At 59.5% G+C, this 25668-nt stretch carries 29 protein-coding genes; 4 read left to right on the plus strand and 25 right to left on the minus strand.

The window, feature by feature from the left end; genetic code table 11:
• Positions 1-11: 11 nt before the first annotated feature.
• From ACEVJK_RS01885 to ACEVJK_RS01895, 3 genes are read right to left on the minus strand one after another with little or no spacing between them, the layout of a single operon-like run.
• The gene (locus tag ACEVJK_RS01885; RefSeq protein ID WP_147570709.1) at positions 12-989 is read right to left on the minus strand and encodes a prephenate dehydratase; all 978 of its coding nucleotides are present in this window, start codon (positions 987-989) and stop codon (positions 12-14) included.
• A 32-nt stretch (positions 990-1021) separates the two neighbouring features.
• The gene (locus ACEVJK_RS01890) at positions 1022-1360 is read right to left on the minus strand and encodes a branched-chain amino acid transporter permease (protein WP_240287093.1); all 339 of its coding nucleotides are present in this window, start codon (positions 1358-1360) and stop codon (positions 1022-1024) included.
• The gene (locus ACEVJK_RS01895) at positions 1357-2082 is read right to left on the minus strand and encodes an AzlC family ABC transporter permease (protein ID WP_147570710.1); all 726 of its coding nucleotides are present in this window, start codon (positions 2080-2082) and stop codon (positions 1357-1359) included. Before ACEVJK_RS01895 ends, ACEVJK_RS01890 begins: the two co-directional genes overlap by 4 nt.
• A 249-nt stretch (positions 2083-2331) precedes the next feature.
• Between ACEVJK_RS01895 and ACEVJK_RS01900 the strand changes: the two genes are divergently transcribed.
• Entirely contained in the window at positions 2332-3222 is an 891-nt protein-coding gene (locus tag ACEVJK_RS01900) for a diacylglycerol kinase family protein (protein ID WP_147570711.1), read from the plus strand.
• 35 nt (positions 3223-3257) lie between these two features.
• Here the strand turns inward: ACEVJK_RS01900 and ACEVJK_RS01905 are convergent, their stop codons facing one another.
• The 4 genes from ACEVJK_RS01905 to nadD all read right to left on the minus strand — a co-directional run bounded on the left by ACEVJK_RS01905 (position 3258) and on the right by nadD (position 7493).
• Positions 3258-4190 (minus strand): AEC family transporter, encoded by a 933-nt coding sequence (locus ACEVJK_RS01905; protein ID WP_147570712.1) that lies wholly within the window; start codon positions 4188-4190, stop codon positions 3258-3260.
• Between the two features lie 124 nt (positions 4191-4314).
• Complete coding sequence (gene rsfS, locus ACEVJK_RS01910; protein WP_147570713.1) at positions 4315-4674, minus strand: ribosome silencing factor; 360 nt, start codon at positions 4672-4674, stop codon at positions 4315-4317.
• A 54-nt stretch (positions 4675-4728) separates the two neighbouring features.
• Complete coding sequence (locus tag ACEVJK_RS01915) at positions 4729-6279, minus strand: LCP family protein (RefSeq protein WP_374739856.1); 1551 nt, start codon at positions 6277-6279, stop codon at positions 4729-4731.
• Positions 6276-7493 carry a nicotinate (nicotinamide) nucleotide adenylyltransferase gene (gene nadD / locus ACEVJK_RS01920; protein ID WP_147570715.1) on the minus strand — a complete coding sequence of 406 codons (1218 nt, stop codon included), beginning with the start codon at positions 7491-7493 and terminating at the stop codon, positions 6276-6278. Before nadD ends, ACEVJK_RS01915 begins: the two co-directional genes overlap by 4 nt.
• Here nadD and ACEVJK_RS01925 point away from each other — a divergent pair.
• Complete coding sequence (locus tag ACEVJK_RS01925) at positions 7492-7644, plus strand: hypothetical protein (RefSeq protein WP_240287085.1); 153 nt, start codon at positions 7492-7494, stop codon at positions 7642-7644. The genes nadD and ACEVJK_RS01925 overlap by 2 nt on opposite strands.
• Positions 7645-7650: 6 nt before the next feature.
• Here the strand turns inward: ACEVJK_RS01925 and ACEVJK_RS01930 are convergent, their stop codons facing one another.
• The 10 genes from ACEVJK_RS01930 to smc form a co-directional block, all read right to left on the minus strand.
• Complete coding sequence (locus tag ACEVJK_RS01930) at positions 7651-7974, minus strand: YhbY family RNA-binding protein (protein WP_147570716.1); 324 nt, start codon at positions 7972-7974, stop codon at positions 7651-7653.
• A gap of 33 nt (positions 7975-8007) precedes the next feature.
• Positions 8008-8598, minus strand: coding sequence for an XTP/dITP diphosphatase (locus tag ACEVJK_RS01935; protein WP_147570717.1), 591 nt, complete (start codon positions 8596-8598; stop codon positions 8008-8010).
• Between the two features lie 18 nt (positions 8599-8616).
• Complete coding sequence (gene rph, locus ACEVJK_RS01940; protein ID WP_147570718.1) at positions 8617-9333, minus strand: ribonuclease PH; 717 nt, start codon at positions 9331-9333, stop codon at positions 8617-8619.
• Positions 9334-9425: 92 nt separating this feature from the next.
• On the minus strand, positions 9426-9626 hold the full coding sequence (locus ACEVJK_RS01945) for a hypothetical protein (RefSeq protein ID WP_374739857.1): 201 nt from the start codon (positions 9624-9626) through the stop codon (positions 9426-9428).
• Positions 9627-9656: 30 nt separating this feature from the next.
• On the minus strand, positions 9657-10526 hold the full coding sequence (ftsY, locus tag ACEVJK_RS01950; protein ID WP_374739858.1) for a signal recognition particle-docking protein FtsY: 870 nt from the start codon (positions 10524-10526) through the stop codon (positions 9657-9659).
• A gap of 18 nt (positions 10527-10544) precedes the next feature.
• On the minus strand, positions 10545-10727 hold the full coding sequence (locus ACEVJK_RS01955) for a hypothetical protein (RefSeq protein WP_374739859.1): 183 nt from the start codon (positions 10725-10727) through the stop codon (positions 10545-10547).
• A gap of 126 nt (positions 10728-10853) precedes the next feature.
• Positions 10854-11132, minus strand: coding sequence for a hypothetical protein (locus ACEVJK_RS01960; protein WP_374739860.1), 279 nt, complete (start codon positions 11130-11132; stop codon positions 10854-10856).
• Positions 11129-11635: a transposase gene (locus tag ACEVJK_RS01965; protein ID WP_374739861.1), complete on the minus strand. Its 507-nt coding sequence runs from the start codon at positions 11633-11635 to the stop codon at positions 11129-11131. Before ACEVJK_RS01965 ends, ACEVJK_RS01960 begins: the two co-directional genes overlap by 4 nt.
• A 4-nt stretch (positions 11636-11639) precedes the next feature.
• Positions 11640-11762, minus strand: coding sequence for a hypothetical protein (locus ACEVJK_RS01970; RefSeq protein WP_279287563.1), 123 nt, complete (start codon positions 11760-11762; stop codon positions 11640-11642).
• An 81-nt stretch (positions 11763-11843) separates the two neighbouring features.
• Positions 11844-15425 (minus strand): chromosome segregation protein SMC, encoded by a 3582-nt coding sequence (gene smc / locus ACEVJK_RS01975; RefSeq protein WP_374739862.1) that lies wholly within the window; start codon positions 15423-15425, stop codon positions 11844-11846.
• A 254-nt stretch (positions 15426-15679) separates the two neighbouring features.
• On the opposite strand from smc, the gene ACEVJK_RS01980 reads away from it, so the two are divergent.
• Positions 15680-16213 carry a hypothetical protein gene (locus ACEVJK_RS01980; protein WP_147570724.1) on the plus strand — a complete coding sequence of 178 codons (534 nt, stop codon included), beginning with the start codon at positions 15680-15682 and terminating at the stop codon, positions 16211-16213.
• Between the two features lie 57 nt (positions 16214-16270).
• Here ACEVJK_RS01980 and ACEVJK_RS01985 read toward each other — a convergent pair whose 3' ends face one another.
• The 5 genes from ACEVJK_RS01985 to ACEVJK_RS02005 all read right to left on the minus strand — a co-directional run bounded on the left by ACEVJK_RS01985 (position 16271) and on the right by ACEVJK_RS02005 (position 20094).
• The gene (locus tag ACEVJK_RS01985; RefSeq protein WP_340405229.1) at positions 16271-17623 is read right to left on the minus strand and encodes a hypothetical protein; all 1353 of its coding nucleotides are present in this window, start codon (positions 17621-17623) and stop codon (positions 16271-16273) included.
• Positions 17616-18101, minus strand: coding sequence for an RNA polymerase sigma factor (locus ACEVJK_RS01990; RefSeq protein WP_147570726.1), 486 nt, complete (start codon positions 18099-18101; stop codon positions 17616-17618). Before ACEVJK_RS01990 ends, ACEVJK_RS01985 begins: the two co-directional genes overlap by 8 nt.
• A 100-nt stretch (positions 18102-18201) precedes the next feature.
• Positions 18202-18726, minus strand: coding sequence for a hypothetical protein (locus tag ACEVJK_RS01995; RefSeq protein WP_147570727.1), 525 nt, complete (start codon positions 18724-18726; stop codon positions 18202-18204).
• A 26-nt stretch (positions 18727-18752) separates the two neighbouring features.
• The gene (locus tag ACEVJK_RS02000; protein ID WP_147570728.1) at positions 18753-19058 is read right to left on the minus strand and encodes a DUF2089 family protein; all 306 of its coding nucleotides are present in this window, start codon (positions 19056-19058) and stop codon (positions 18753-18755) included.
• A gap of 139 nt (positions 19059-19197) precedes the next feature.
• Complete coding sequence (locus ACEVJK_RS02005; RefSeq protein ID WP_262669243.1) at positions 19198-20094, minus strand: DMT family transporter; 897 nt, start codon at positions 20092-20094, stop codon at positions 19198-19200.
• 206 nt (positions 20095-20300) lie between these two features.
• Between ACEVJK_RS02005 and ACEVJK_RS02010 the strand changes: the two genes are divergently transcribed.
• Positions 20301-20948, plus strand: coding sequence for an HAD family hydrolase (locus tag ACEVJK_RS02010; protein ID WP_374739863.1), 648 nt, complete (start codon positions 20301-20303; stop codon positions 20946-20948).
• A 295-nt stretch (positions 20949-21243) separates the two neighbouring features.
• On the opposite strand, the gene ACEVJK_RS02015 is transcribed toward ACEVJK_RS02010, so the two are convergent.
• The 3 genes from ACEVJK_RS02015 to ACEVJK_RS02025 all read right to left on the minus strand — a co-directional run bounded on the left by ACEVJK_RS02015 (position 21244) and on the right by ACEVJK_RS02025 (position 25668).
• Positions 21244-23583, minus strand: a complete 2340-nt coding sequence (locus ACEVJK_RS02015) for an S-layer homology domain-containing protein (RefSeq protein WP_262669245.1) — start codon at positions 23581-23583, stop codon at positions 21244-21246.
• 133 nt (positions 23584-23716) lie between these two features.
• Positions 23717-24976, minus strand: a complete 1260-nt coding sequence (locus ACEVJK_RS02020) for an ABC transporter permease (protein ID WP_147570731.1) — start codon at positions 24974-24976, stop codon at positions 23717-23719.
• Positions 24973-25668 (minus strand): ABC transporter ATP-binding protein, encoded by a 696-nt coding sequence (locus tag ACEVJK_RS02025; protein WP_186852834.1) that lies wholly within the window; start codon positions 25666-25668, stop codon positions 24973-24975. Before ACEVJK_RS02025 ends, ACEVJK_RS02020 begins: the two co-directional genes overlap by 4 nt.

A 25668-nucleotide genomic window follows, 5' to 3' on the forward strand; every position in this document is an offset into this window, starting at 1 on the left:
CTCCTTGTTCGTTATCCCTCTGTCAGGCTGTTTTTGAAGTTGCCCAGTACCCGGAGATAGGAGGTGGATCGGGACAGTTCCTCCAGGGCCTCCTCCATCCCCGGTCCGGTAAGGGAGCCGGAGAACTCCATGAAAAAAAGGTACTCCCACCGCTTGTCCGGCATGGGTCTGGACTCGATCTTCATCAGGTTGAGCCCGTGGAGCAGGAACACCGTCAAAATACGCTGCAAACTTCCCACCTGGTGAGGGACGGAAAGCAGGACGGCGATCTTGTCCGCTCCGGGGCGCAGTTCCATCACCGGGGAGGTGACTACGAAGCGGGTAGTATTTCCGCTGTTGTGGTTGGTGCCCCGGTACAGGATATCCAGCCCATAGAGCTCTGCCGCCCGTGCCGAGCCGATGGCGGCCTTGGTAATGTCTCCGGTCTGGGCCACATACTGGGCGCTGCCCGCCGTGTCCCCAAAAGGGATCTGTTCCCATTCCGGGTGGCGGGACAGAAAACGGTCGCTCTGGAACAGGCCCTGCTCATGGGAGTAGATCTGGGTAATGGTGTCCAGACTCGCTCCCCTGGGTGCCATCAGACAGTGCTCCACCCTAACGGTGTCCTCCCCTATGATATAGTGCTGATATTGGGTCAGCAGCTCATATACCTGGCGGATAGCGCCGGTGGAGCTGTTCTCGATGGGGAGGACAGCATAGTCCGCTTCCCCCCGATGGACGGCTTCAAAGACATCCTCAAAGCGGGCCAGCCCCTGACAGCGGGCCTCCTTCCCAAAGAAGGTGAGGGCGGCCATCTCGCTGTACGCTCCGGCTACTCCCTGATAGACCACTCTGGGCTGGGATACCGGGCAGCGGGCGGCCTCCATAGCCCGCCTGCACTGGTCGTAGCCGGTACTCCCAGATTCCGGCCCGGCCACCAGTTCCAGGCGCCGGCGGAGCAGCCGCTCTATCTCCCGGTCCAAATGGGCCAGTTCTTCTGTCTCTCTCATATCGTTTCCTCTCGTTCCTCACATCGTCAACATCAGTTGAACACGCCCTGCACCAGCACCATATACAGCACCGTCGCCCCAAAAATGGACAGCAGGTCATTCCCCTTCCACAGATGGAGGAGCACTGCCGCGGCGCTGGCCAGCAGGGCGGGGACCCAGCCCGCTGGTGTGGCAAAGGATACTCCCTTCAAACAATATACGATGAGCATGGCGATGACTGCCGGGGGTAACACCCGCCCCAGATAGAGCACCACCTTTGGAGGCTCTCCTCCCCGGTCAAACAGGAGGAAGGGCAGAGCCCTGGTCAAAAAGGTGACCACCGCCATCACCGCGATGGCGGCCAGGGCCTGTCCCGTTGTCATCGTGGTCATCGGGCCCCCTCCTCTCTCACCGCAGCAGGCCTTCTCCGCCCCTGCTCCTCCAGAGTGGGACGGAGAAGCACCAGGACGGCCACCATAATTCCCAAGGCAGGCAGCAGCATCTCCTCCGCCCCCACAGCCAGCAGGCTGACCAGAGTGGCCGCTCCGCCCAGCAGAGCAGGCAGATGGCTGCCGGCGGTCCTCCATTGGCCCACGGCGATGACCAGGAATAGGGCGGTCATGGCAAAATCCACTCCCGTGGTGTCAAAGCCCAGCGCGGCCCCCAACAGAGAGCCGATCACAGAACCCAGCACCCAGTAGCTCTGGTCCAGCAGGGCGACAGCAAAGTAGTAATCGTGCTCCTTCACCCCCTGGGGCACCTTGGCCGAACTAAGCAACGCATAGGTCTCATCCGTCAGGGAAAAAATCATATAAAGCTTCCGGCGGCCCATGCCCCGAAATTTCTCCAGCATGGACAGGCCATAGACCAGATGCCGGAAATTGACCATCAGAGTCAGAAAGGCCGTCTGGCCTAGAGTCGCCCCCGTAGCCAACAGGGAAACCCCCAAATACTGCCCAGAGCCTGCGTATATGGTCATGCTCATCAGAATGGCCCAGCCTACGCCATAGCCCTCTGACTGGAGCATCAGCCCGAAGGCCATCCCGATAGCCAGATACCCCATCAACACCGGTACCGTGGCGGGGAAAGCCGCTTTTAACGTTTTTCGGTCCATCGTCGTTAATCCACCTCGTTACGACATACTATCTTAGGTATTTTAACCGTTTTGCCCCATGGGCGCAAGCCCCAGTGTGGCACAAGAAACCTCTATTTTTGCGCCTTAATTTTATGTAAAGATTTACAACATCTCTCTTGATTTTTTCTTTTCTCTTTCTATAATAATACTACTATTAATATTAATCAGGCTGGTCCACCAAGCCCAGGCTGTTTTCCTATAAAATCTGACAGGCAAGGAGGGATCGTTTTGAAGGAAGCTCTCTTGATCTATAACCCCACATCCGGGAAAGGACAGCTGCCCGGCAGTCTTTCTCCGGTCTTAGACGTCTTTACCAAGGCTGGGTGGCTGGTCACTGTCTACCCCACCCAGTGCAAGGGGGACGCTGTCCGAGCCGCCAAAGAGCTGGGTCCCCGTTTCCAACGGGTGGTATGTGCCGGCGGCGATGGCACTTTAAGCGAAACTGTAACCGGGCTGATGGAGTTGTCCGCCCCACCCATGCTGGGATATATTCCTTCCGGCTCCACCAATGACTGCGCTACCACCCTAAATCTCCCCCGCTCCCCGATTAAATCCGCTGCCGTCGCCGCCGGCGAAGGCGAGCCCTTTCACATTGACATTGGAAAACTCAATGGGCAGCCCTTCGTCTATGTGGCCGCCTTCGGCGCGTTTACCCATGTGGCCTACGCCACTCCCCAGGATCTGAAAAACACATTTGGCCATCTGGCCTATGTGGTAGAGGGCATTGCCTCTCTGCCCACCATCTCCCCCTACCATCTTAAAGTAGAATACGATGGTCAGGTTCTGGAGGATGACTTTTACTTCGGCATGGTGCGCAACGCCCTGTCCATCGGCGGCATCAAGCTGCCTCAACAGGACGTAGAGCTGGATGACGGACTGTTCGAGGTAGATCTGGTCAAAAAGCCGGTCAGTCTGGCCGATGTCACCGATGGCTTCCAGACTCTGTTCGCTCAGAATCCGGTGGGGGCCGGCTCCCGCATCCATTTCCAGGCTTCCCAGCTTACCTTTTCCTCTGACCAGCCCATTCCCTGGACCATTGACGGGGAGTATGGCGGCGACCAGCTGGTCAACCAGGTGGTCAACTGCCGTCAGGCTTTGACTGTTATCCGAGGGAAATAAGAAGCTGCCTCTGATTAAAAATCGGAGGCAGCTTCTTACGTTGTCAGCATTTGGAATAAAACGATCATCGGCGGCATAGTGGCGGCACACAATACCGAGGTCACCACGTTTATAGAGGAGGTGTACCGGCTCTCCGCGCTCTTATAGAGCTGGGCCATCTGGGTCAACGTAGCGGCTGCCGGACCTATCGCGCACAGCAGGCTGACCAGTAGGATCTGGCTATGTCCCCAGACCCGCTCTACTCCCCACAATAGAGCCACTACCAGCAATGGCAGAATGATCAACCTTAGGAAAACGACCCGGTATATCCCCTGCGAGGAAAAAGCGGCCTTCAAGTCTGTTTCCGCCAGCAGAACACCCACCACCACCATAGATAGGGGGCCCACACAGCTCCCCATAGAGGAAACAGCGGTACCCAACACACCAGGCAGGCGGATATGTAAGAAAAACAGTGCCATGCCCATCAGTATGGCACAGAGGCAGGGGTTTTTCACCACTTTTTTTAGTGTGAGCCGGCCTTCGCCCCCCATAAGCTTCTGCCCATGGGTCCAGACTAAGAATCCCTGAAAGGCCATGTAGGAGCAGGTATAAATGACATATTCCTGCCCCAGCGTATTCAATACAATGGGAATAATCAGGTTTCCGGCGTTGCTGTATATGACCGAGGCCTTTTCTGCTGGGGTAAGCTGGCGCCCAGTCCTATCTAACAGCCAGCAGACAAGCCAAAATATTCCATGTATCAGAACCGCGATGGCCAGCGTCACTAAAAACGCCCCCAGGATATTTGGATCATAGTCTGTCTGAAAAGCATTCACCAAGGTACAGGGCAGGGCAATATAGAGCACCGCCTTGGAGAGCACCCGACTCTGGTCCCCAGTCAGGACCCCCGCTTTGGCGGCCAAAAAGCCAGCGGCGGCCATGAGCACCATGGCCAATATCTGCTCCATCAGCATCAGGCTTAGTTCCATGCTTATCCCATCTCCTCTTTTCCCTGTCCGTTTTATTCTAGGAAGTCTTTTCCCTTCCGTCAAGAGGAAATTCAAGAGGGGCGTTCCGGATATAACGACCGGAACACCCCTCTGTTTTATACATTTATTCCGACTTTAGCGCCTGTGCCAAGTCTATCTCCTGAGCGTCGCCCCACAGCCGCTCCAGGTCATAAAACTTTCGAGCTTCGTCGGTAAACACATGGACCACAACGGATGAGAAATCCATCAGCAGCCAGGTGCCGCCCCGGTGTCCCTCAATGTGGTGGACCTGCTCGCCATTTTTCTCCATGGCCTCCTCACAGGCGTCTGACATCGCTTTCACCTGGGTGCTGGAGGTGGCGGTACACAGCACGAAGTAATCCGCCAGCGTGGTCAGCTCCTCGGTCTTGAGCACCTTGATATCCTGCCCCTTTTTCCCGTCCAGGGCCTTGGCCAGCGCGATGGCCATCTCATAAGAAGTCAATCTTCTTTCCCCTTTCTACTTATATATTGTTGCTTGAAGCCGCTGTCTCCCCTTCTATGAAGGCCTGATATCCTGGGAGGGCGGCGGTTCCTCCTCCGTCTCCTGACTGGTGGAACCGCTCCCCGGGTCGGGGAGCACGTCGTCCGGGTCGATGGTCACGATGGGCGGCGTATCAGTACCCGTTTCCCCCTCTTCGTCAGGGGGCTGGCCGGTACTGCCATTTCCTCCTTCTCCCTGAGAAGAGTCACCTTCCTGACCGATCCCTGTTTCCTCACCAGGGTTCTCGGCCCCTCCGCTGGGCTCCTCCACCGGGGGAACATCAGGCGTTTCTTCCTCTTCTGTGGGCTCCTTCTCTTCCTCCTGAGGCTTCTGCGCCACTACAGGCTTGGCCATTCTAGAGTCCAACAGTGTACCGTTGGTCACACCGTAGCCCCCTCCACTCTTCTTATACATCAGCTGAAGGTCGCTGGACTGGATCTCCCCCACATAGGGATTGAGGCCGTCGTTGAGCAAGGGCAGCAGCTCCTTCTCATTGGCCAGCACCAGAGATGCCCCGTCATAGCTGACGCCTGTCCAAGGCAGGGAGACAAACGTCACGTTCTCTTCTACGTTCATCCCAATGGCCAGTTGGGCAAAGGCCAGAATATTGCCCACACTTAAATCGGTAGACACGTTTTCAGTGAATATCTGGGCCAGCGTCGGCAGCTTGAGGAGAATATCCGGCTGGAGGCACTCCTTGATCACCGCTGTGAGGAAGTCCCGCTGGATAGCGGTCCGGCCGCTGTCCCCCAGGGCGTGGGTGCCATCGTTATTTTTGCGGAAGCGGATAACCTCCATGGCGTCCTGGCCGTTCAACAGGCGGTACCCTGCCTCCTGGTGGATGTGCAGGTCCTGGCCAGGGGTTGGGTCGTCATAGTCCATATCAAAGGGCACCTCGAAATAGACTCCGCCAATGGCGTCCACCAGTTCCCCGACAGCCTCCCACTCCACCAGGACATAGAAGTCCGGGTAGATTCCAGTAAGGTGGCTCACCTCCTGCTTCAAGGCGGTCATTCCCTTTTCCACCCGCTCCTTCTCTGGCAGGTCGCTGGACCCCCGATTCCGGGTGTACACCACATTGAGCCGCTTCTGTGCGCCCCTTGTGGCGCTGGTGTTGATCATCGTGTCCCGGAGCAGGCTGATGGCATCGATAGTCTTATTCTTAGTGTCATAGGTCGCCAGCAGCATTGTGTCTGTGGAATTGCTCACCTGGTCTAAGCCAGCTACCAGGAAGGTATACACTCCCTCTCTTCGGCCGCTCATGGCCACCTGGGGCAGTTCCGCCCCGTCATAACTCAAATCAGAGGTGTCTCCCTGAGTCTGTCCTCCTGTGGTCTGGCCGGGCAGGTCCGACGTATCGGGCAGCTTGATCCAGGCGCTTAGAATCAGATAGCCCACAATGATCAGGATGGAGAGGAACACCGCGGTCTGTAAGGCGCGGTAGCGGATCTTCTCTCCCCGGCTCATCCCATGGACCCAAGCCCGGTACCGCGCCCAATATTCCCCCAAGGAAGCGCGCTCGGTCTGGACCTGTCGTTTTCCGTGTCTTCTGGTGTGTTCGCTCATTCGGTTCCTTCCTCTATCGTTACTCCGTGGGACCTCAGCCAGTCCCGGGCCTTGAACGTCCTGCTGTGGACAGGCAGCTTTCTCTCTTCCATCTCCTGAATGGTAGTCTCCACCCCCAGGAGAAGGGCCTTGTCCAGATCCTGATAGGCCAGCGACCGCAGGCGCTCCACCCCTTCAAAATCCCGGTTGGGCTCTATGTAATCAGCCACATACAGGATCTTTTCCAGTGTCGTCATGTTTTCCTTGGCTGTCGTATGCCAGAAGATGGCCGAGTACACCTCATCAGGTTCCCCAAAAACCGCCTTGGCGATACACGCCCCGGTCTTGGAGTGAAGCAGTTTGACCGCTGACCGCTCCAGCTCGTCCAGCGCGACCCCGTATTTCTCACACAGGGCCAACTGCTCCTCCAGGTTTAAATACTTGGTGCAGTCATGTAAGATGCCTGCCCGTCGGGCCAGCGTCTGGTCGGCCCCCCAGCGCCGTGCCAGACGGACCGCCTCCTCCTCAGTGCCGCGGATGTGGGCCACCCGCTTCTGTCGGACCATGGAGCAGGAGCAGGCCCGCAGCTCTGGAATGTCCAGATGTTTCAGGTCGGCGTGGGTACCATAGAGCCCATTCATCAGAATGTGCCCATAGACAGCGGGGAGTAGGTACTCTCTCCCCTCCCCCTGGCCCAGCAGCTTCCGCAGGCGGGTGGAGGAGATGTCAACCAGACCGGGCAGAGTGATGGTGGTCACTTTTGCGCCATATCTCTCACAGAGGAAGTCCCGCTGTGGGGCAAAGAGCTCCTCCCCGTCCTGTTCAGTACGGCCAAAGGCGCACACCCCGGCCAGTCTCAAAATGGAATCGGGATCATGCCACAGGTGGAGCGTCAGGAACATATCCGTTCCCATGAGCAGCCACAGCTCCGCCTCCGGATACTGACGATGGAGCTCCTCCAGCGTGTCAGAGGTGTAGCTCTTGCCCTCCCGCTCCAGCTCCAGTGTGGACACCTGGACCACCTTGGGCCGCAGCAGCGCGTCCGCCATTTTCTCCGCCATGGACAGACGGTGCTCCGGCGGGGGCGTACCCTCGGGCAGGACCTTGTGGGGCGGGATCGCCGCCGGGATCAGCAGCAGCCGGTCCAGGCCAAGCACCTCAATGGCCGTCTTTGCCGCGGCCAGGTGTCCCAGATGGGGGGGATTGAAGGTCCCGCCGTAGATTCCGATCTTCATGCCAGACACCTCTCTCACTTTTATCAGGGTGGACGGCCCCAAAAAGGGGCAGCCCCGCTTTGTCAAATTGGGCCGAAGGATGGGGCTGAAGCTCGGCCCACAGCCCATCGCCGCCCAGAACACGCCAAGCGTCAGCGGCTGGCAGGAATAAAATTGATTACCTCTGTTTCTTGTCCGTCACCAGCACGATTCTGTCCTTTTTCTCTTTATTATGGCTTGGACGATAGAGAACAAATTTTGTTCCGATGACCTGGACGACCTCGCTCCGGGTCAGGGGGGCCAACTGCTCGGCTGCCTCCCGGGGGGAGAGCATGGAGTTTTCCAGCACACGGCCCTTGATAAGCTCCCGGGCCTCCAGGGCGTCGTTGGCCTGCTTCACCAGGTTGTCCCCAATGCCGTCCTTGCCCACGATGAGGATGGTATCGATGCTGTTGGCCAGCCCCCTCAGCTGGGCCCGCTGCTTGCTTGTCAGTTCTGCCATATTATGTTACAATCTCCTATCTTTTGATTTCTGTCATTTGGACAGGTACTCCTTCAGTTTGACCTGAAATGCCTCCAGCGCCTTTCCCCGGTGGGAGATGGCATTCTTCTCCTCGGCGGTAAGCTGGGCGAAGGTCTTTTTCAGCGTGGGAACGAAAAACACCGGATCATAGCCGAAGCCGCCCTCCCCCATGGGGGCGAAGGCGATGGTGCCGGGGCACTCTCCCCGTGCGGAAATCACATCTCCGTTGGGGAAACAGCAGGTGATGACGCTGACAAAGCGAGCTGTCCGGGGCATCTGCCCCCTCATGTTCTCCAACAGCAGGCGGTACCGCTGAATGTCGTCCAGTCCCTCGCCCCCATAACGGGCAGAGTACACGCCGGGCGCCCCACCCAGCGCATCCACACACAGGCCGGAGTCGTCGGCGATGGCGGGCAGGCCGCTGGCCTCCATAACAGCCCTGGCCTTGAGCAGAGAGTTCTCCTCAAAGGTAGTTCCAGTCTCCTCCACCTCCACATCCACCCCCGCCTCAGCCTCGGAGCAGACCTCGATTCCAAGCTGGGACAGGATATCGTTCATCTCCACCAGCTTCTTTTTATTTTTGCTGGCCAGCACCAGTTTCATGTCCTTCCCTCCCGTCTTTTATAGACCCAATATCTCTTTTTGAAGGGCCTGGAGCCGCAGGATGCCCTTCTCACACAGCTCCACCAGCTGCCGCTGCTCATCCAGGGTAAAGGGACGCTCCTCCCCAGTTCCCTGGATCTCGATGAGGCGGCCCTGGTCGTCCATAACGCAGTTCAGATCCACCATAGCGGAGGAATCCTCTTCATAGCACAGATCCAGCAGGGGCACATCATCCACGATACCGGCGGACACGGCGGCCACATAGCCGCTGACGGGGTACTCCGCCAGCTGACCGGCCTCTATCATTTTTCGGAAGGCCAGCATCATAGCCACAAAGCCCCCAGTAATGGAGGCGGTGCGGGTACCCCCATCCCCCTGGAGCACGTCGCAGTCGATGGTGATGTTCCAGGGGCCCAGCTTTTTCATGTCCACTACCGAGCGCAGGGCCCGGCCGATGAGCCGCTGGATCTCGGCGGAGCGGCCGTTCAGCTTCAGCTTGGAGATGTCCCGGCGGGACCGCTCCCGGTTGGCACGGGGGAGCATGGAGTATTCGGCGGTCACCCATCCCTCCCCCTCGGGGACGTGGCGGGGCGGCCGGTCCTCCACGCTGGCGGTGCACAGCACATGGGTGTTGCCGCAGCGGATGAGGCAGGAACCCTCGGCAAATTTGTTGATATTAGGGATGATCTCCACCGGGCGGAGCTCATCGTTTTTTCTTCCGTCGATTCGGGACATGGTAATTTCTTCCTCTCACGTTTTTTCTTTATTGTACCACAGGTCAGGCCAGAAATGTTTGGATAGTGTGTAAATTGATCTCTTAAATTTTCTCAATCCACCAGGCAAAACAGGACGGCGGTAAGCAGGATGGCGCCCAGCACGCCCAGTCCAATCAGATTCTCCCGGCTCTGCTTGGGCGTGACCCTCTCGCCCCACAGGCGCATATCTTTCCAGGTGAACCCATCACGCTTCCACGCGGCGATAAGCCCAAACCCAAACAACGCGCCAAACAGGCTCCAGTTAAACTCCATCTACCCGCCCCCCAGTATCTGGCTCCTATCTCAAATCAGTGCCTGGGCAAAGTCCGCGGCGTTAAAGGGCTTCAAGTCGTCTACACTCTCGCCCACACCGGCGTACTTGACCGGCACACCCAGCTCCTTGGCGATGGCGATGGCGATGCCCCCCTTGGCGGTGCCGTCCAGCTTGGTGAGGACGATACCCGTGATACCGGCGGCCTCCTGAAACTGCTTGGCCTGGATCAGACCGTTCTGACCGGTGGTGGCATCCAGCACCAGCAAAGTCTCTCGGGCGCAGCCAGGCAGCTCCCGGTCAATGACCCGGGAGATCTTGTTCAGCTCGTTCATCAGGTTCTGCTTGTTGTGCAGCCGCCCGGCGGTGTCCACAAGCACCACGTCGCTCTTCCTGGCCTTGGCGGCGCTCATAGCGTCAAAGACTACGGCGGCGGGGTCGGCCCCCTCGTGCTGCTTGATGATATCCACCCCAGCCCGGTCGGACCAGATGGTCAGCTGCTCGGCGGCGGCGGCCCGGAAGGTATCCGCGGCGCAGAAGAGGACCTTCTTTCCCTCCTTTCGGAGCTGATGGCCGATCTTGCCGATGGTGGTAGTCTTACCCACCCCATTCACTCCAATAAACAGTACCACAGAGGGGGTGGTGGACAGGTCCAGAGCCGCACCCCCGGTGTTCACGGCCTCAGCGATGATCTGGACCATGGCGGAGCGGGCCTCCTCCATGGTCTTGATCCGCTCCTCCCGCACCCGGCGGCGCAGCGCCTCCACCAGCTCCAAGGTCACGTCCATCCCGGTATCGGCCAGGATGAGGGACTCCTCCAGCTCGTCGTAGAAGTCGTCCGTCAGCTCCGAGCCGAAACTGGCAAAAATGTTGATTTTTTTCAGTTTATCAAAAAAGCCCATGGGCAATTCGTTCCTTTCTTAAAACAGCTTGTCATTCTCTTCTCCGCAGAAGGGGCACTTGCAGCTGTCCAGGTCATAGCGGCCTCCGCACCTGGAACATTTTACCTGGGCTATGGACTGTCCGGCCACCCGCTTGTCCCGGTCCTTTTCTCCCCGGTAAAATTCCAGTTTCCCGCAGTCCGGGCAGCAGTAAACATCCACATCCAGCCCACTGCTGGGTGATAGTATGCATCTCCCCACTGTCACCCAATTTGGCCCATAAACAGGTGTTCCCTCTTGATGCGGCTCATGCTCCGGCCGCATCGCAGGCACTTCAGCTTTCTCATATCACCGCTCTATCTTCTCCCCGCACCAGGGACAGAACTGCCCCCAACGGAAGCTGTCGTGGAGCGTTTCTCCGCAGAACGGGCAGAAAGCCGGGGCGTCTGTTTCCATCTGCTCTGTCACCCCCTGACTCTGCGCCAGGTCCGGATTCAGCCGCTCCGGTGGGACCGCCGCCCCCAGCCAGGCGAATATCAGCTTGATGGCGATGACCAGCACGGCGATCAGGGCGATGCCGCCGGCGATAAACAGCCCGTCGCTTTTTTTCTTTCCGCTTTCGTTCACGGTGTACCTCCAAAATATTCATCCTCGCTCCATCTGGCGGGGTTCTGGTCGATGTAGGTCCAGTGGGCCATAAAGTCATTGTCATCCCGGATGATGTGTTCATAGTAGCCCTGCTGCCACAGCTTCTCTCCGGCGTTTCCCGTCATCCTATTCCACCTTCTGGTGGAAAGAGACTTCCATGCGGCCATTGCCTGCATCAAGGTAGGGCGGGGGCTTGCCTCCGCCGTCTCCTGGGTGATTCGAAGCAGCATATGGATATGGTTGGGCATGATAACATACTTATCCAGGCGGATCATGGGGTAACGCTCCATCAGAGCCAGCAGTTCTTCCTCCGCCACACGGCCACAGGCGGTCAGCCTGATCTCGGCGGGGGCAAGCCCCCGCCCTACGACCTTAGACAACAGGCACCGTCTGTCCTGGACACAGACTGTAACAAAGTAGCTTCCCGCACGGCTGTAATCATAATCCTTTAGTCGGATATGCTTGCGCTTTGGGTATTCCATATCATCACCGGGTATTCCGTTCTTTCTCCACGTCATTCAGGTCGATGGTCGGCATCCGGCTCACGCCCCGCTTTTTCGTCCTCGCAAGCTTCGTATCCTTCGCTTCGCCCTGGCGGGCAGAGCTCACTCACTCCGCTGCTCGTCCTCTCCCCACCCGGCCCATGACGGGGGCTAGGCGGGGGCCCCGTCATGCAGCCACAGGGAGGCGCTATCGGATATTCAATTCCTTTTCCACATCATTCAGGTTGATGGTCAGCATCCTCGACACTCCCTGCTCCTGCATGGTGACGCCGTAGAGCACGTCGGCCTCCTCCATGGTGCCACGGCGGTGGGTGATGACGATGAACTGAGTGCGCTCGGCCATGGAGCGCATATAGCGGGCAAACCGTACCACATTGTTGTCGTCCAGAGCGGCCTCAATCTCGTCCATCACCACAAAGGGGGTGGGCCGGACCTTCAAAATGGCAAAGTACAGGGCGATGGCCACAAAGGCCTTCTCCCCGCCGGACAGCAGGGTGATGATCTTCAGCGCCTTACCAGGGGGCTGAACCTTAATCTCGATGCCGCAGTTGAGGATATCCTCCGGGTCCTCCAGCTCCAGGGTGGCCTTACCCCCGCCAAAAAGCTCCAGGAAGGTCTGGCCGAATGCCTCGTTGATGGTCTTAAACTCCCGTTCGAAGATGGTCTTCATCTCGCCAGTAATATTGGCGATAATCTCCTCCAGTTCCCTTTTCGCCCGGTCCACGTCGTCCCGCTGGTCTGTGAGATAGGTATACCGTTCATTGACCCGCTGGAACTCCTCGATGGCGCCTACATTGACGTTCCCCAAGCCGGAAATGGCCCGCTTCAGCTCTCCAATGCGGCGGCTGGCCCTGGGAACAGACTCAATCTCCACCCGCTGCTGGCGGGCGGCCTCGTGGGACAGCTCATAGTTCTCCCACAGCTTGTCCAGAAGCTGCTTCTCCTCCATGGAGGCGGAAACCTTCTTCTGCTCCAGGCGGGACACTTCTCCCTCCAGACGGAGCAGCTCCTCGTTTTTGCTCTGGCTCTCCCGGGTGGCCTTGATACGCTCCCCCTCCAGCTCCAGCTTCTCCTGGTTCATGCGGTCGATGGCGTCGGTTCGGCTCTGGTTCTCCAGGCGGAGGGAAGCCAGAGCCTCCTCCTTCTGGGCGATCTCCTGGGCAAAGCCCTGGTTTTTCTCCTCATAGTCCGCCATCAGGGCCCGGCCCTGGTCCCGGTCCCCGGCCATGGATGCCTTCAGGCGCTCCAGCTCCTCCAGACCAGAGCGGGTGGCCTCCCGCTCCGCCTCCAGAGCGGCCTGGACAGCGGTGAGCTGGGCCACCTCCTGGGCGATGCGGGCAGTGCGCTCCTGTAGGTCGGTCTGCCCCTTGGCCTTGCCCTCGGCCTCGCTCTTTAGAGCGGCGGTCTCCCCCTCCAGTTCCTGGATGCGGACACGGGCCGCCGCGGTGTCTGTTTCAATCTGGACAGAGCGGTTCTTCAAGCCCTCCAGCTCACTCTCCTGGCTCTCTCGTTGGCGCTCCAGCTCGGAGACCACGCTGCGGGCGTGGGACAGCTCTCCCTCCGCCTTCAAAATGGCGTCCTCCCACTGACGCAGCTGGCTCTGGGCGGCCTCCAGCTCATAGGCGGCGGCAGTTTGCTCCCGCTCCGCCTCTGCCAGTGCCTTGGCCCCATCGGCTACCCGTGCCCGGATGTCAGTCAGCTGTTGGTTCAGCCGCTCCAGCTCGTTGGCCCTGCTCAAGATACCGGCGCTTCGGCTGGCGGAGCCGCCCGTCATAGAGCCGCCGGGGTTGAGCACCTGGCCGTCCAGGGTGACGATACGAAATTTATAGCCGTATTTTCGGGCCGCGGCGATGGCGGCGTCCAGATCCTCCATGACCGCCACCCGTCCCAGCAGGTTGGAAAATACATTTTGATATTTGGGGTCGAAGCGGACCAACTGGTCCCCCACTCCCACGAAGCCGGACTCTTTGCTCAGGCTCGCTCCCTCCCGGAGCTCTCCCGGTCGGATGGAGCTGATGGGCAGGATGGTGGCCCGGCCCCCATCTCTCCGCTTTAAGTAGTTGATGACGGCCTTGCCGTCCTCCTCCCGGTCCACCACGATGTTCTGCATGGCCCCGCCCAGGGCGGTCTCAATGGCCACGGTATATCGGTCGGGCACCTTCAGCAGGTCGGCCACCGGACCGTGGATATTCTTCAGCGCCCCCCGCTGGGCCTCTCCCATCACCAGCTTGACCGCCTTGGAGTAGCCCTCATGCATCTGTTCCATCTCTGTGAGCAGCTTGATCCGGGAGGTGAGGGCGTTCTCCTCCATCTGGAGCTTCATGTGGGTGTCCTTCGCGCCCTCGGCCTTTTTCCGGCGGGCCTCCATCCGCAGTTGATAGCCGTTGATGACGTTTTGGACCCCGTCCCGCTCCTCCACCGCGTCATCATATCTGCGCTTGGCGGAGCGCACTTCCTTCTGTCCCTCCTCCAGGCGTTCCTCCAGCTCATTGGCCTCCCGGCGGACGGTCTCATCCCGGTCCAGCACCTCCTGGGCCGCGGCGGCCAGGGCGGACAGCAGAGCCTTGGCCTCGGCAGCGCCGGCGGTGCCCAGGTCAGCCCGGTTCCGCAGCTCCTCCAGCTCCCGGGCCAGAGTGCCCGCCGAGCGAGCGGTCTCCTCCGCCTCCTGACCCTTGACCTTCAGATCTGACTGGGTTCGGGCCAACTGGCCCTCGATCTCCTCCAGCCGCTCCCGGCGCTGCTCGATCTGGGCGGACAGGGAGCCCTCCCGGCCCTCCTGCTGCTCCAAATCGGCCTTCAACCGGGCGGCGGACTCCAGGTTGTGCTGGATGCTGCTCTTCAGTACGGCGATGGCCGACTCCAGCTCGTTGGCCTGGGCCTCCCGGCCCTGCATCTCAAAGCGGAGGCGGTCCGCCTCCACGTCCTTCTCCCGCATCTGGGCCGAATAGGTCTCGGCGGCGGCATAGGCTTTCTCCTGGGCCGTTCTAGCCTCCTCCCGCTGGCGGGCGGTCTCCTGATAGTCAGCCTCCAGCTTGATATTGCTGGCCCGAATACGTTCCAATGTGTCCAGCCACACGGAGATCTCCAGCCCCCGCAGCTCATCCCGCAGGACCAGATACTTCTTGGCCTTCTCGCTCTGCTCCCGGAGCGGCTCCACCTGAAGCTCCAGCTCCGATATCTTGTCGTTGATGCGCACCAGATTCTCGTCCGTCCGCTCTAGGCGGCGCTCGGCCTCCTCCTTCCGGTGGCGGTAGCGGGAGATGCCGGCCGCCTCCTCAAAGACCTCCCGGCGGTCAGCGGATTTGACAGACAGAATCTCGTCGATCTTACCCTGACCGATGATGGAGTAGCCCTCCCGGCCCAGACCCGTGTCCATGAACAGCTCGTTGACATCCTTCAATCGGACGGAGCGGCGGTTGATGTAATACTCGCTCTCCCCGGAGCGGTAGTACCGCCGGGTGACCATCACCTCGGACTCCTCCATGTCGAAAATGTGTGAGGTGTTGTCCAGCACTAGAGACACCTCGGCATATCCCGTCTGCTTGCGCTTGGCGGTACCGCCGAAGATGACGTCCTCCATCTTGCCTCCCCGTAGGGCCCGTGTGGACTGCTCCCCCATGACCCAGCGGATGGCGTCGGAGATATTGGATTTGCCCGAACCATTGGGGCCCACGATGGCGGTGATATCCTCACCGAAGGTGAGCACGGTCTTGTCGGGAAAGGACTTGAAGCCCTGGATCTCAAGCGCTTTTAAGTACAAAAAGGCCACCTCATATCTTTCGAAGGCGGGACCGATCCCATCCTTCCTAAGCTCCGAAAAAGGGACAGACCAATAGATGTTATATTATAGCAAAATCCGCACTAGATTGCAACGCCATTTCCAGGTCCGGCGGGCCTCTCCGGGCCTCATTCGCCCAGAGCCGTTTTTTCTGTATTTTAGGGAAATCTTAATCTTTCCTTCAGCGGGATTTAGAACTATTCTGGTAAGATAGGGCCAGAAAAGAAACAAAGGAGGGCTCTGTCATGGAGGAGCGCGCCATCCATATTCTGCTGACCCGGTCAGGCACCTGGTTCTCCCGGCTGATCCACCTGGCCACCCAGGACGACTATACCCACGCCTCGATTGGGCTGGATGGGCCCGCTGGACCCTTTTACAGCTTTGCCAGAAAATACGAACACTTTGCCCTCCCCGCCGGACTGGTGGAGGAGCAGGTCACCGGCCGCCGGCGGGCAGTACCCTGCTGCCTCTATGAGCTGAGGGTGAGCCAGGATACCTACATAGCCCTCCGCCGCCAGCTTCAGGCCATGTACGCCCAGCGGGAGGAGTACCATTACAGTGTGCTTGGGGCGTTCGCCTGCTATTTTAACCTGTCCCTCCAGCGGCGGCACCACTTTTTCTGCTCCCAGTTTGTGGCTGGGCTTCTGGCGGATTGCGGGGCGGTGGAACTGCCCAAGCCACCCACCCTGCTCCGGCCCGCCGACTTCTGCTCCCTCAAGGGGCTCCGGCCCGTCCACCGGGGCCTGTTGGAGGGCATTCTGGTCCAGCCCGCCCTGTAAAAAAGAACGGCAAAAGAGCGGGGACCGGCGATGGCCGCTCCCCGCTCTTTTGATTTGTTAAGGGGCCATCATCCCCTGTTCCCACGCTTCCCTTCCCTCCAGGGGATAGACCGTGCCGGTGTCTTCCCCGGACAGGGAGATATACCAGCTGCCCAGCTCCAGGCCCACAGCCTGGTCCAAATCCAAAAACTGTCCAAAGTCCCAGTTGCCCAAGACGCTCTCCTTGCCGGGTGTCATGCGCCCATGCCGGATGTATACCTCCTCCAGCCGGCTGCCGTCCTCCAGGATCAGGGAGAAGGGGTGCATCCCCCTCCAGCCCGCCTCATAATCCCCGGTGAGCATGGCCCCCAGGGGGGTGAGCGTCAATTTGCAGGGGAGTTGATATTGGTCCGTCAGCCCGGAGAGGGCATATTCCCGCACCGGCAGGTTGTCCACCCGGAAGGACAGCGCCCAATCCCCCTTGGTCTTCCGGCCCATGACCACATCTCCCCCCGCCGTGGCCCTGGTGAAATGCCCCAGGTCCGCCGGGCTGATATTCTCATAGGAAACCCCCACATAAGTCCGCCCATCCAATGTGTAGTTGATATCACCCAGATGTCTGCACGGGGGCTCTCCGTCCACAAGAATGTCTGCCAGGATGTCCGACTCCTCCGGGTCCGCCCCCTCCGCCAGACGGAACAGCACCTGGAAGGTGCCGTCTTCCGCAAAGCCCATGGAGGACAGCTCCGCCCATTCAAAGCCCTCCAGCGGCGCCGGCGTCTGCCCGGGGGCCACCACCACCTGGCCGTTCTCCAGGGTCATGCAGTCCAGCGTCCGCCCGGTGACCTCCTCCAGGGGCAGGGGCTCACCGCCGAAAGAATAGTATCTGGGCCACACGGAGATCACCTCCAGGGTCAGCTCCTCCTCCAGGCCGCTGGCCTCCTCCCAAAATTCGCTCACCTCAAACAGGGCCGTGTGGGAATCCGGATCGTATCCCACACAGCGGCCGTGTGTGGTCAGAGTCTGTGTTTCCCGCCCGATCCTGCATACAAGCCGGATCTCCCCATCGGTCATCCGCTGTCCGGTCAAGTCCCGCACCTGGACATAGAGCTTCAGGCGGTACTGGTCGGTCACCGCCGACAGGACCTGGACCTCATACCCCTGGTCGGCAGCCGTCCCGGCCTCTATCCTTTGGCTGTACGGCCCAAAGTTCCCAAGGACCTGGGTCAGCTGGGACCGCAAGGTCGGGGACAGGGCCAGGGCCGAGGCGGTCAAAAGAAACACCGCCGCCGCGGTCAGGAGCACCCGAACCCCCAGATTTCCTCTCTTATGACGCCGTTTCTCCTCGGCCATGGCGTTCACCAAGCGGTCCAGCTCCACCTGTGACAGTTTCACCTGGTCCATCTCCCGCCGGTATTCCCGCTCAAACATAGTCCCCCTCCTCTTTCAACTTGTCCCGCAGCAGGGCCCGGGCCCGGGTGAGGCTGGTCCGCACGGCTCCCTCTCTCTTGCCCAGCACCCCGGCGATCTCCCGAATGGACAGCCCCTCGTAGTAAAACAGGTGGACCGGCAGCCGGTAGCTCTCCGGAAGGGACAGCACCGCCTCCAGCACCCCGCCCGGCTCCGGGACCTGGCCGGGGGCAGGGACGCGCTCCGCCTCCTCTATGGGCCGCTCCCGCTTCCTCCACGGGGCGCGGAACAGGTCCTGGGCACAGTTGGCCGCCACCCGCAGCAGCCAGGCCCGGCAGTGGTCCTCGTCCCGGAACTTCGGGGCGGCCCGGACCAGACGGAGGAATGTCTCCTGGGTCACGTCTTCCGCGTCCTCCCGATTCCCGGTCCGGGCATAGGCCAGCCGGTACACGGTCTGCCCGTGGCGTTGAACCACCCATTCCGCCTCCTCCCGTTCCATGGTCCTCCCCCCTTCTCTCGTTCTTTCTATCCAGTACACGGTCCAGCTTCCAAAAAGGTTACAGACAAAATAAAAAGAGGGCTGCCGCCCTCTTTTTATCTTATCCCAGGTCCTCCACCCTCATCCGCTTCAGGTCGTCCTGGGTATCCCGACGGCCCTTATAGTGGAGCCAGATGCCGCCGAAGACCACGGTGGGGATGTTGGATACCAGAAGCATGACTACTAAGGTGACGACGGTCTGGACGGCGTCCGCCCTGGCCCGGTCCGGGTCATAGTTGGGGTCCGGGTACTGGTCGATGATATTCCCCTCCCCGTCATAGACGGTGACAGTGCCGCCCCTGCTTTCCCATCGCTGGACCGTTTCCCTGTCCTGGCCGCTCTCCAGTCCAGCGTTGGTCCCTCCCTCCAATACGAGGGACCCGCCGCCAGAGAAACTAGTAAAAGAGGCCAGACTGAACACCATCAGCAGGGACAGGCACAGGGACAGCGCTGGCAGAATGAGCCCCAGCTTTAAGCTCTTTTTACACAGCCAGACCTGGAGTACAATCAACAGGGCGATGGGCACCAGCAGAAACGCCAGCCATATGAGCAGCCCAAATATCCCCATTACAGACGCAATCATCATAATATTATCTCCTTTCACGCCCTCGGCTATCCGAGGTCCGTTCCCTTCGTTCTCTTATATTCAGCGATGAGCAGTTTGGCGGTGTCAAAGTCCAGCTTATCATTGACCACCAGCCGCTTGATGGTGGCGATATAGGGGTCGGCGGCGGTATCCTCCCCGATCCTGATTTTCTGGATCAGGCGGTCCAGACGGAGCCGGACCGTTGGATAAGTCACCCCGTACTGGGCGGCCACCTCCTTCAAGGAACCGGAGGCGAGGATGAACTTTTTGATAAAGGACACATCCTCCTCTTCCAAGCCGGTCATCCAGTCGGGCAGCAGTTCTATGGCCACGGGGCCACCTCCTTTCTCTGTGTTCTCATTATATACTTTAATTTTATTAAAGTCAATCTTTAATTTAATTTTTTATTTTCTTTTATAAAAGTAAAATCCCCCGCCATAGGGCGGGGGAATGAGACGGGGCATGGTCCCTTCAGATTGTATTCTCTTCTTTCTTCCTCAGAAAGGAAAACTTGGTTTCCGAGCACACCACGGCCACGAATATCAGTCCAAATCCGATCAGGAGCCGGCCGGTCACCGGGTCGCCATAAAACAGCACGGAGAACAGCACGCCAAACACCGACTCCAGGGACAAAATGACCGAGGCGGAGGCGGGGTCGGACCAGACCTGGCCCACGTTCTGAAACAGGAGGGCCACGGTGGTGGCCATGACGCAGAGATAGGCCATAGGCAGGACTACCGCCGGGTCAGTCAGCGCCTGGGCGGGAAATGTCTCGGTCAGCAGGCCGCCAATCCAGGCATACAGCCCGGCGAAGGCGAACTGGAACACAGTGAGCAGAGTGATATCCTTTCCCGGTGAGACCTTGGCCACCGCCACAATATGGCTGGCATAAAAAAAGGCGGCCACCAGGGTCAGCAGGTCGCCGGCGTTAATGGTCAGCTCCTCTGTCAGCGAGACAAAGCCAACTCCGGTCACGCACAGCAGGGCCGCCGCGATGTTGAACCGGTCTGGCCGGACCCGAATCACCGCCCAGGAGAGGAAGGGGACCAGGACGCAGTAGACGGCGGTGAGAAAGGCGTTTTTTGAGGGAGTGGTCAAAGTCAGGCCGAAGGTCTGGATAGAGTAGGCCAAAAAGAGGAAGGCGCCCATCACCGCCCCCCGCCACAGGTGGTCCCAGGTGAATATCTGCCACTTTTTCCAGGCGATCAGGGCCAGCAGCACTGCCCCGGCGGTAAAGCGGATGGCCAGCAGATAGAAGGGAGGCAGGGCGTCCAGGGCGTTCTTCATGATGAAGAAGGAGGTGCCCCAGATGATGGCGGCGGCAAAGAGCATGGGCTTGGCCAGTAATTTCATTGTCTTTGGGGACATGGATATCAACTCCCGATTGCAGGATCAGGGCCCGCTGTGGTATCATAGGTGGGATGGGCCGCCGAAGCGGGTCAAAAACGGGGATATTATAGCAAAAAACCCCGCCGGGCGCAAGTAAAAAAAGATGAGCGCCCCTTGTAGGCCGCCAACCTGTCAAATCGCATCCTTGCATCCTTTTTTCCCATTTCTGCTTCTGGAGGTCTCTTATGTACTTTTTTGATCTGGACGGCACCCTGCTGGACTCCAACGGAGTGTGGCTCGACATCGACGTGGAATTTCTGGGCCGCTTCGGCATCGGCTCGGTGCCGGAGGACTACACCGGCTATGTGACCCACCACGGCTTTGATGACTCGGCCCGATACACCCGGGACTATTTCCGCCTGCCCCTGACTCCGGAGGAAATCATTTCTGCCTGGCGGGAGATGGCCCGGTCGGCCTATGCCGGCCAGTTGGAGCTGAAGCCGGGGGCACGCGGATTTCTGGAGCGGGCCAGGGCGTCCGGCATCCCCCGCGCCCTCCTCACCTCCTGCATCCCCAGCCTGTGCTCGGCCGCTCTGGAACACCACCGCCTCCTCCCTCTGCTGGACCGGGTCTTTACGGCCGCAGAGCTGGGGCTGGAGAAGCGGGACCCGGAACTATACCGCCTGGTGGCCCGGCTGTGCCGCCTGGAAGCGGGAGATTGCGTCCTCTTTGACGATTCCCCCGTCTACTGCCGGGCCGCCAGAGAGGCGGGCTGGCAGGTCTATGGAGTATCTGACCCGGTCTTTGACGACCGGGCGGAGGAGATGCGGGAGGTGTGCGGGCCAGGCCGCTTTCCCTTTGACCTGCGTTCTCCTCTGCCCCTTCATCTATGACAGGAGGCCGGCGCCCAAAGGGTGCCGGCCTCCTGCTACTATCGAAAAAGTGGCTTTGCCACTTTTTCGAGAAAAGCCGCACGCAAGGTGTGCCTCGATTCCCAGCGGAAAAGTCGGCCCACCCTGCGTGAGAGGTGTCATTTCCGACGCACATGTCGCCGGAAATGACGAGATTAAATTTTATTCCGTCGCCTGCGGGCGACGGAACTCCTTGCAGGAGGGCTTTTTTTACAAACTGAGGAGGCCGGCGCCCAAAGGGTGCCGGCCTCCTGTTTCAAAAAGAGGGAATTTAAGCTCACTTGGCGGAGATGACCCGGACCTGGTCCCCGATGGGGTCCACATAGATGGTCAGGTCGCTGGAGAATGCCTTGATGGCCGCCAGACGCTCCTCGCCGCTGTCCTGGCTGAACCAACTGTCTTTCGCGTCCCGGATGCTCCCGGTATCCCGGCAGCACTCCACATCATCGGCCACCCGATAGGTGCGGCCACCCGCGTTGACGTACTGGACCCCCTGGCTCTCGAAGAAGTCGCTGGGGGACACGCTCTTGATCTCCTCCAGTTCGATGATGGACACAATCCGACCATTGGAACCCACAGCTACACCGGCCATAGTGCCGTTCTTTCCGGCAAATCCAGTGTTTTTCAGGTCAATCGTTCCACTTCCGTTGACCAGGTTCCACTTCTTGGATTCCTTTTCCTCTCCAGTATCTTCTCCATCGTCATCCAAGACTGGAGTAGATGTGGTCGTGGAGATAAGGATACCATACTCATAGGCGTTGCCCGTCACCCGGTCCAGCACGATGTAGTCCACATAGTTGGAGGTGTTCAGGTGATAGGTGGCGATCTTTTCTCCGGGGATGGAGGCCATATTCAGGCTGGTGGGGTCCAGCTTTACCATGGCGCCGCCGTTGACCTGCTCATAAATCTGGACGCCGGCGCTGACGGTATAGCTGCCCAGCTTCCCCTCCTCCACCAGGAACTGGCCGGAGGTGGACTTGGAGGACAGTTTGCTGGCGCTGATCTTACCCTTGGCGCCAGAGGAGATGGTGACCAGCTGGTCGGCCAAGTTGTCGGCGTTGCTGATGGTGCCGGACAGCTCCAGGGTGCCGCCGTTGGGGAGGAACACCGTGGCCTTGCCGCTGTCCACCATGCCGATGGCGGTAGAGCGTGTCTTTCCGCTGGGGGCAGCCATACCAGCCACCTTGCCGTCGGCGGTGAGGAGCAGGGTGACCTGGTCGCCCACCTTGTAATCCCCGGTCATCTCCCAGGCGCTGTCCAGCACCTCGAAGGTATGGCCCAGCACCTCGATCTCCGTAGGCGCCTTGGAGTTGGGACTGGCGTTCTCATAGATGCAGGTCAGCCTCAGGTCAGATACGATTAGGGTATTGCTCATGCTGTCATAGGTCACCACATCGTAGGGCTGGATCTGGGACATGGTGATGGTTTGACGGCCCTTTTGGATGTTGAAGTTAGTGGCGCCGCCGGTGAGCTGGTGGAACATGGCGGTGCTGGGGCTGCCCATGACCACCACGGCGTCGGAGTCGATGGAGGAGGCGCTGCCGCTGGCGTAAACCGCCACGATCTTGCCCCGCTCGGAATACATGGTAATCTGGGTGCCCGACTTCAGGACGGAGTAGCCCTCCATATAGCTCTTTCCCTCTGTGGCGTCGGCGGTATAGAGCAGGGTATCCTTGGACATGGTGTACTGGCTGCCGCCGCTGGCTTTCACATAGCTGGGCTGGGCGTCGCCAGACAGGATGATGGTGGTGGCGCTGCTGTCGTCAGGGACAAAGGTGACGATCTCATCCTTGTCATTGAGCACCAGGGCCCCCCGCTTGCCCTGGAGGGCGTAGGGGTTGCCCTCTCCCTCGGCGGGCAGGTATGCCTCAGACTCCTTGTTGGCTGTGGTCCGGATGGCCCCGTCCGAGGTTCCGTCGTCCGTTTCCACATTGACCGCCAGGATGATGGTGTCCTCCTGGGCCTTGCCCAGTGTCGTATAGTAGTCGCTGCCCTCTCCATTCTTGCAGCTCAGGGCGTTGACAAACAACTGGGCGGCCTGGCCACGGGTCAGAGCGGCGTTATAGTCGCTGGGCAGGCCGTCGCTCAACCCGATGGACTCAGCCAGGTTCATATAGCTCTGGGGCCAGACGGCTCCCGCCTGCTCGCTGGAGTAGCCCAGCACCCGAATCAAAATGGTGGCCGCCTGGGCCTGGGTGATCTTCTCGTCCGGCTGAAAGCGTCCATCACCCACACCGGAGATCAGGGGGACCTCCCGCTCCCCGTCCTTGACCGTCAGGCTGGCGGCCAGGTTCACATAGCCCTGGGCCCAGTGCTTGGAGGTAACGTCGGAGAAGATAGTGCGGGTGGCGTGGATGGGGACCTGATCCCCCTGCTGCATAAACTTGACTACCATGGTGCAAAACTCAGCCCTGGTCAGGGTGCCGTTTGGATTGAACTGGTTGCCTCCAGTGCCGCTGACCACGCCCATCAGGCGCAGGATGTCAGCGTTGACGGCGGTCTCCCGGTCGGAGATATCGCCGAAGGAGGAGGTGCCGGCCGCCCCGATGGGCATAACTGCCAGAGAGGCGGCCAGGGCAGAGGCCAGCAGCCAAGAAATCAGTCGTTTCAATTTCATGTTATCTCTCCTTTTCATCCGCCCCCCCGGCCGTGGTCTCAGTTGAGAGGGCACGGTCAGAAACGAGAGGCAGGACGTGTAATGAGGGCCCGGTCCGGCCGGGGTTCCCAAATAAAGCGGACTTTGCCGCAGGCTAGTCCGCCCGCAGAGCCTCCACAGGCTGCAGGCCAGAGGCCTTAATGGCTGGGAACATACCAAAGAGGATGCCCAGCACCACGGAGAACAGGAAGGCCCCAATGGCAATCATGGGGTCCGGAGTCAGGATCATCCCCTCAAACACGTTCTCCATCAGTTTTCCCGCGATCATAGTACCCACATAGCCAATGCCAATACCAATGAGGCCTCCGATGCCGCAAATCACCGCCGCTTCAATAAGAAATTGGGTGATGATACTGCTGCGCTCGGCACCGATGGCCTTTCGGATACCGATTTCCCTGGTACGTTCTGTGACCGTAACCAGCATGATGTTCATGATGCCGATGCCGCCCACCAGCAGGGAGATGCCGGCGATGGCCCCCAGCACCAGGGACTGCATCAGGCTGGCGTTTTCCATCTCCTCGGCCGAGCTGTTGTCGCTGTTGATATAGTAACTCCCGTTTGCCATGTTGCCGTTCTCGTCCTTGGGGAACATCCCGGACAGATAGGCGTCCAGCAGGGTCATGGCCTGGGTGGTAGCAGCGGCACTCTTTGCCTTGACCACGTAGGAGTCGATGGTATTGTTCTTGTTCATGGTCCGGTTGAAGGTGTAGGGGATGATAATGACATTGTCCATCTCCGGCCAATACTGGATGTCCATGGGCTTGTAGTAGCCAACCACCAGGAAGGGCTGCCCGTTGAGAGTGATGGTCTCCCCCACGGGGTCGGTGTAGTCAAACAGAGCCTCCTTGGCTCCGGAGCCCAAAACACAGACGGCATTGGTCTTTTCCACATCCAGATAGGAGATCTCTCGGCCATTTGCCAGCTGGTAATTGTTGCACACACCATACTGATCAGAGCCCAGCTTAATATGCATCATCTTTTCCCAGTCCATATTGCCGTTCTCCCAGTCGTTGATCGACAGGGTCTTGGCCCCGTACTGGACAGTGATTTTATCCCCAAGCTCTACATCCGGAGTAATGCCATCCACCAGGTTACTGAGGGACAGGCAGTAGTCATAGAGCTTCTGCCCGGTTTCGTTGTTCGTGTCATACCAGGAGTAGGCCTGGACTGTGATCTTGTTGTCCCCCATCTTCTCGAAGTATTCCATGTTCTTTTTATTCTGCCCCTGGACCACGGACACCATAATGACCACTGAGGCCACACCAATAATGATGCCCAGCATGGTCAGGAAGGAGCGGCCCTTTTTCATGGCGATGGATTTAAAGGCCATTTTGAATGCCTGCCAAAGATTCATTCCCAGTCCACCTCCTGAGGATGGTCCGAGGTGATCCTGCCGTCGGACAGACGGACCACCCGCTTGGCGGTGGCGGCGATGCCGTCGTCGTGGGTGATGAGGATGACAGTGGTGCCTCCCCGGTACAGGTCCCGCAGGATCTCCAGCACATGGCGGCCCGTCTTGGAGTCTAGGGCGCCCGTGGGCTCGTCGGCCATGATGATGGGGGGCTTGGTGGCAATCGCCCTGGCGATGGCCACCCGCTGCTGCTGGCCGCCGGACATCTCGGAAGGGCGGTGGTGGGCTCGAGAATCCATGCCCACCTTGGCCAGGGCCTCCATGGCCAGATCCTCCCGGTCAAAGATAGACACCCCCCGGTAAATCAGGGGCAGGGTCACATTCTCCAGAGCGTCCAGCTCCTGGATCAGGTTGTAGCCCTGAAAGATAAAGCCGATCTCCTTATTCCGGATATGGGCCAACTGCTTGTCGGACAGAGCAGTCACGTCGGTCCCCTCCAGGTAGTATTCTCCGTAGGTAGGGATATCCAGACAGCCCAGCACATTCATCAGCGTGGACTTGCCGGAGCCAGACTGACCCACAATGGCCACAAACTCCCCCTTGTCGATTTGGAGGGATACCCCGTCCAGTGCCCGGACCTCGCTCTCCTTGCCCTCGTTGTATATTTTATAGAGGTTTCTGATGTCAATGAGCAT

Origin of the sequence: Flintibacter sp. P01028, from assembly GCF_041925235.1 — a bacterium.
Lineage (GTDB): Bacteria > Bacillota > Clostridia > Oscillospirales > Oscillospiraceae > Lawsonibacter > Lawsonibacter aceti.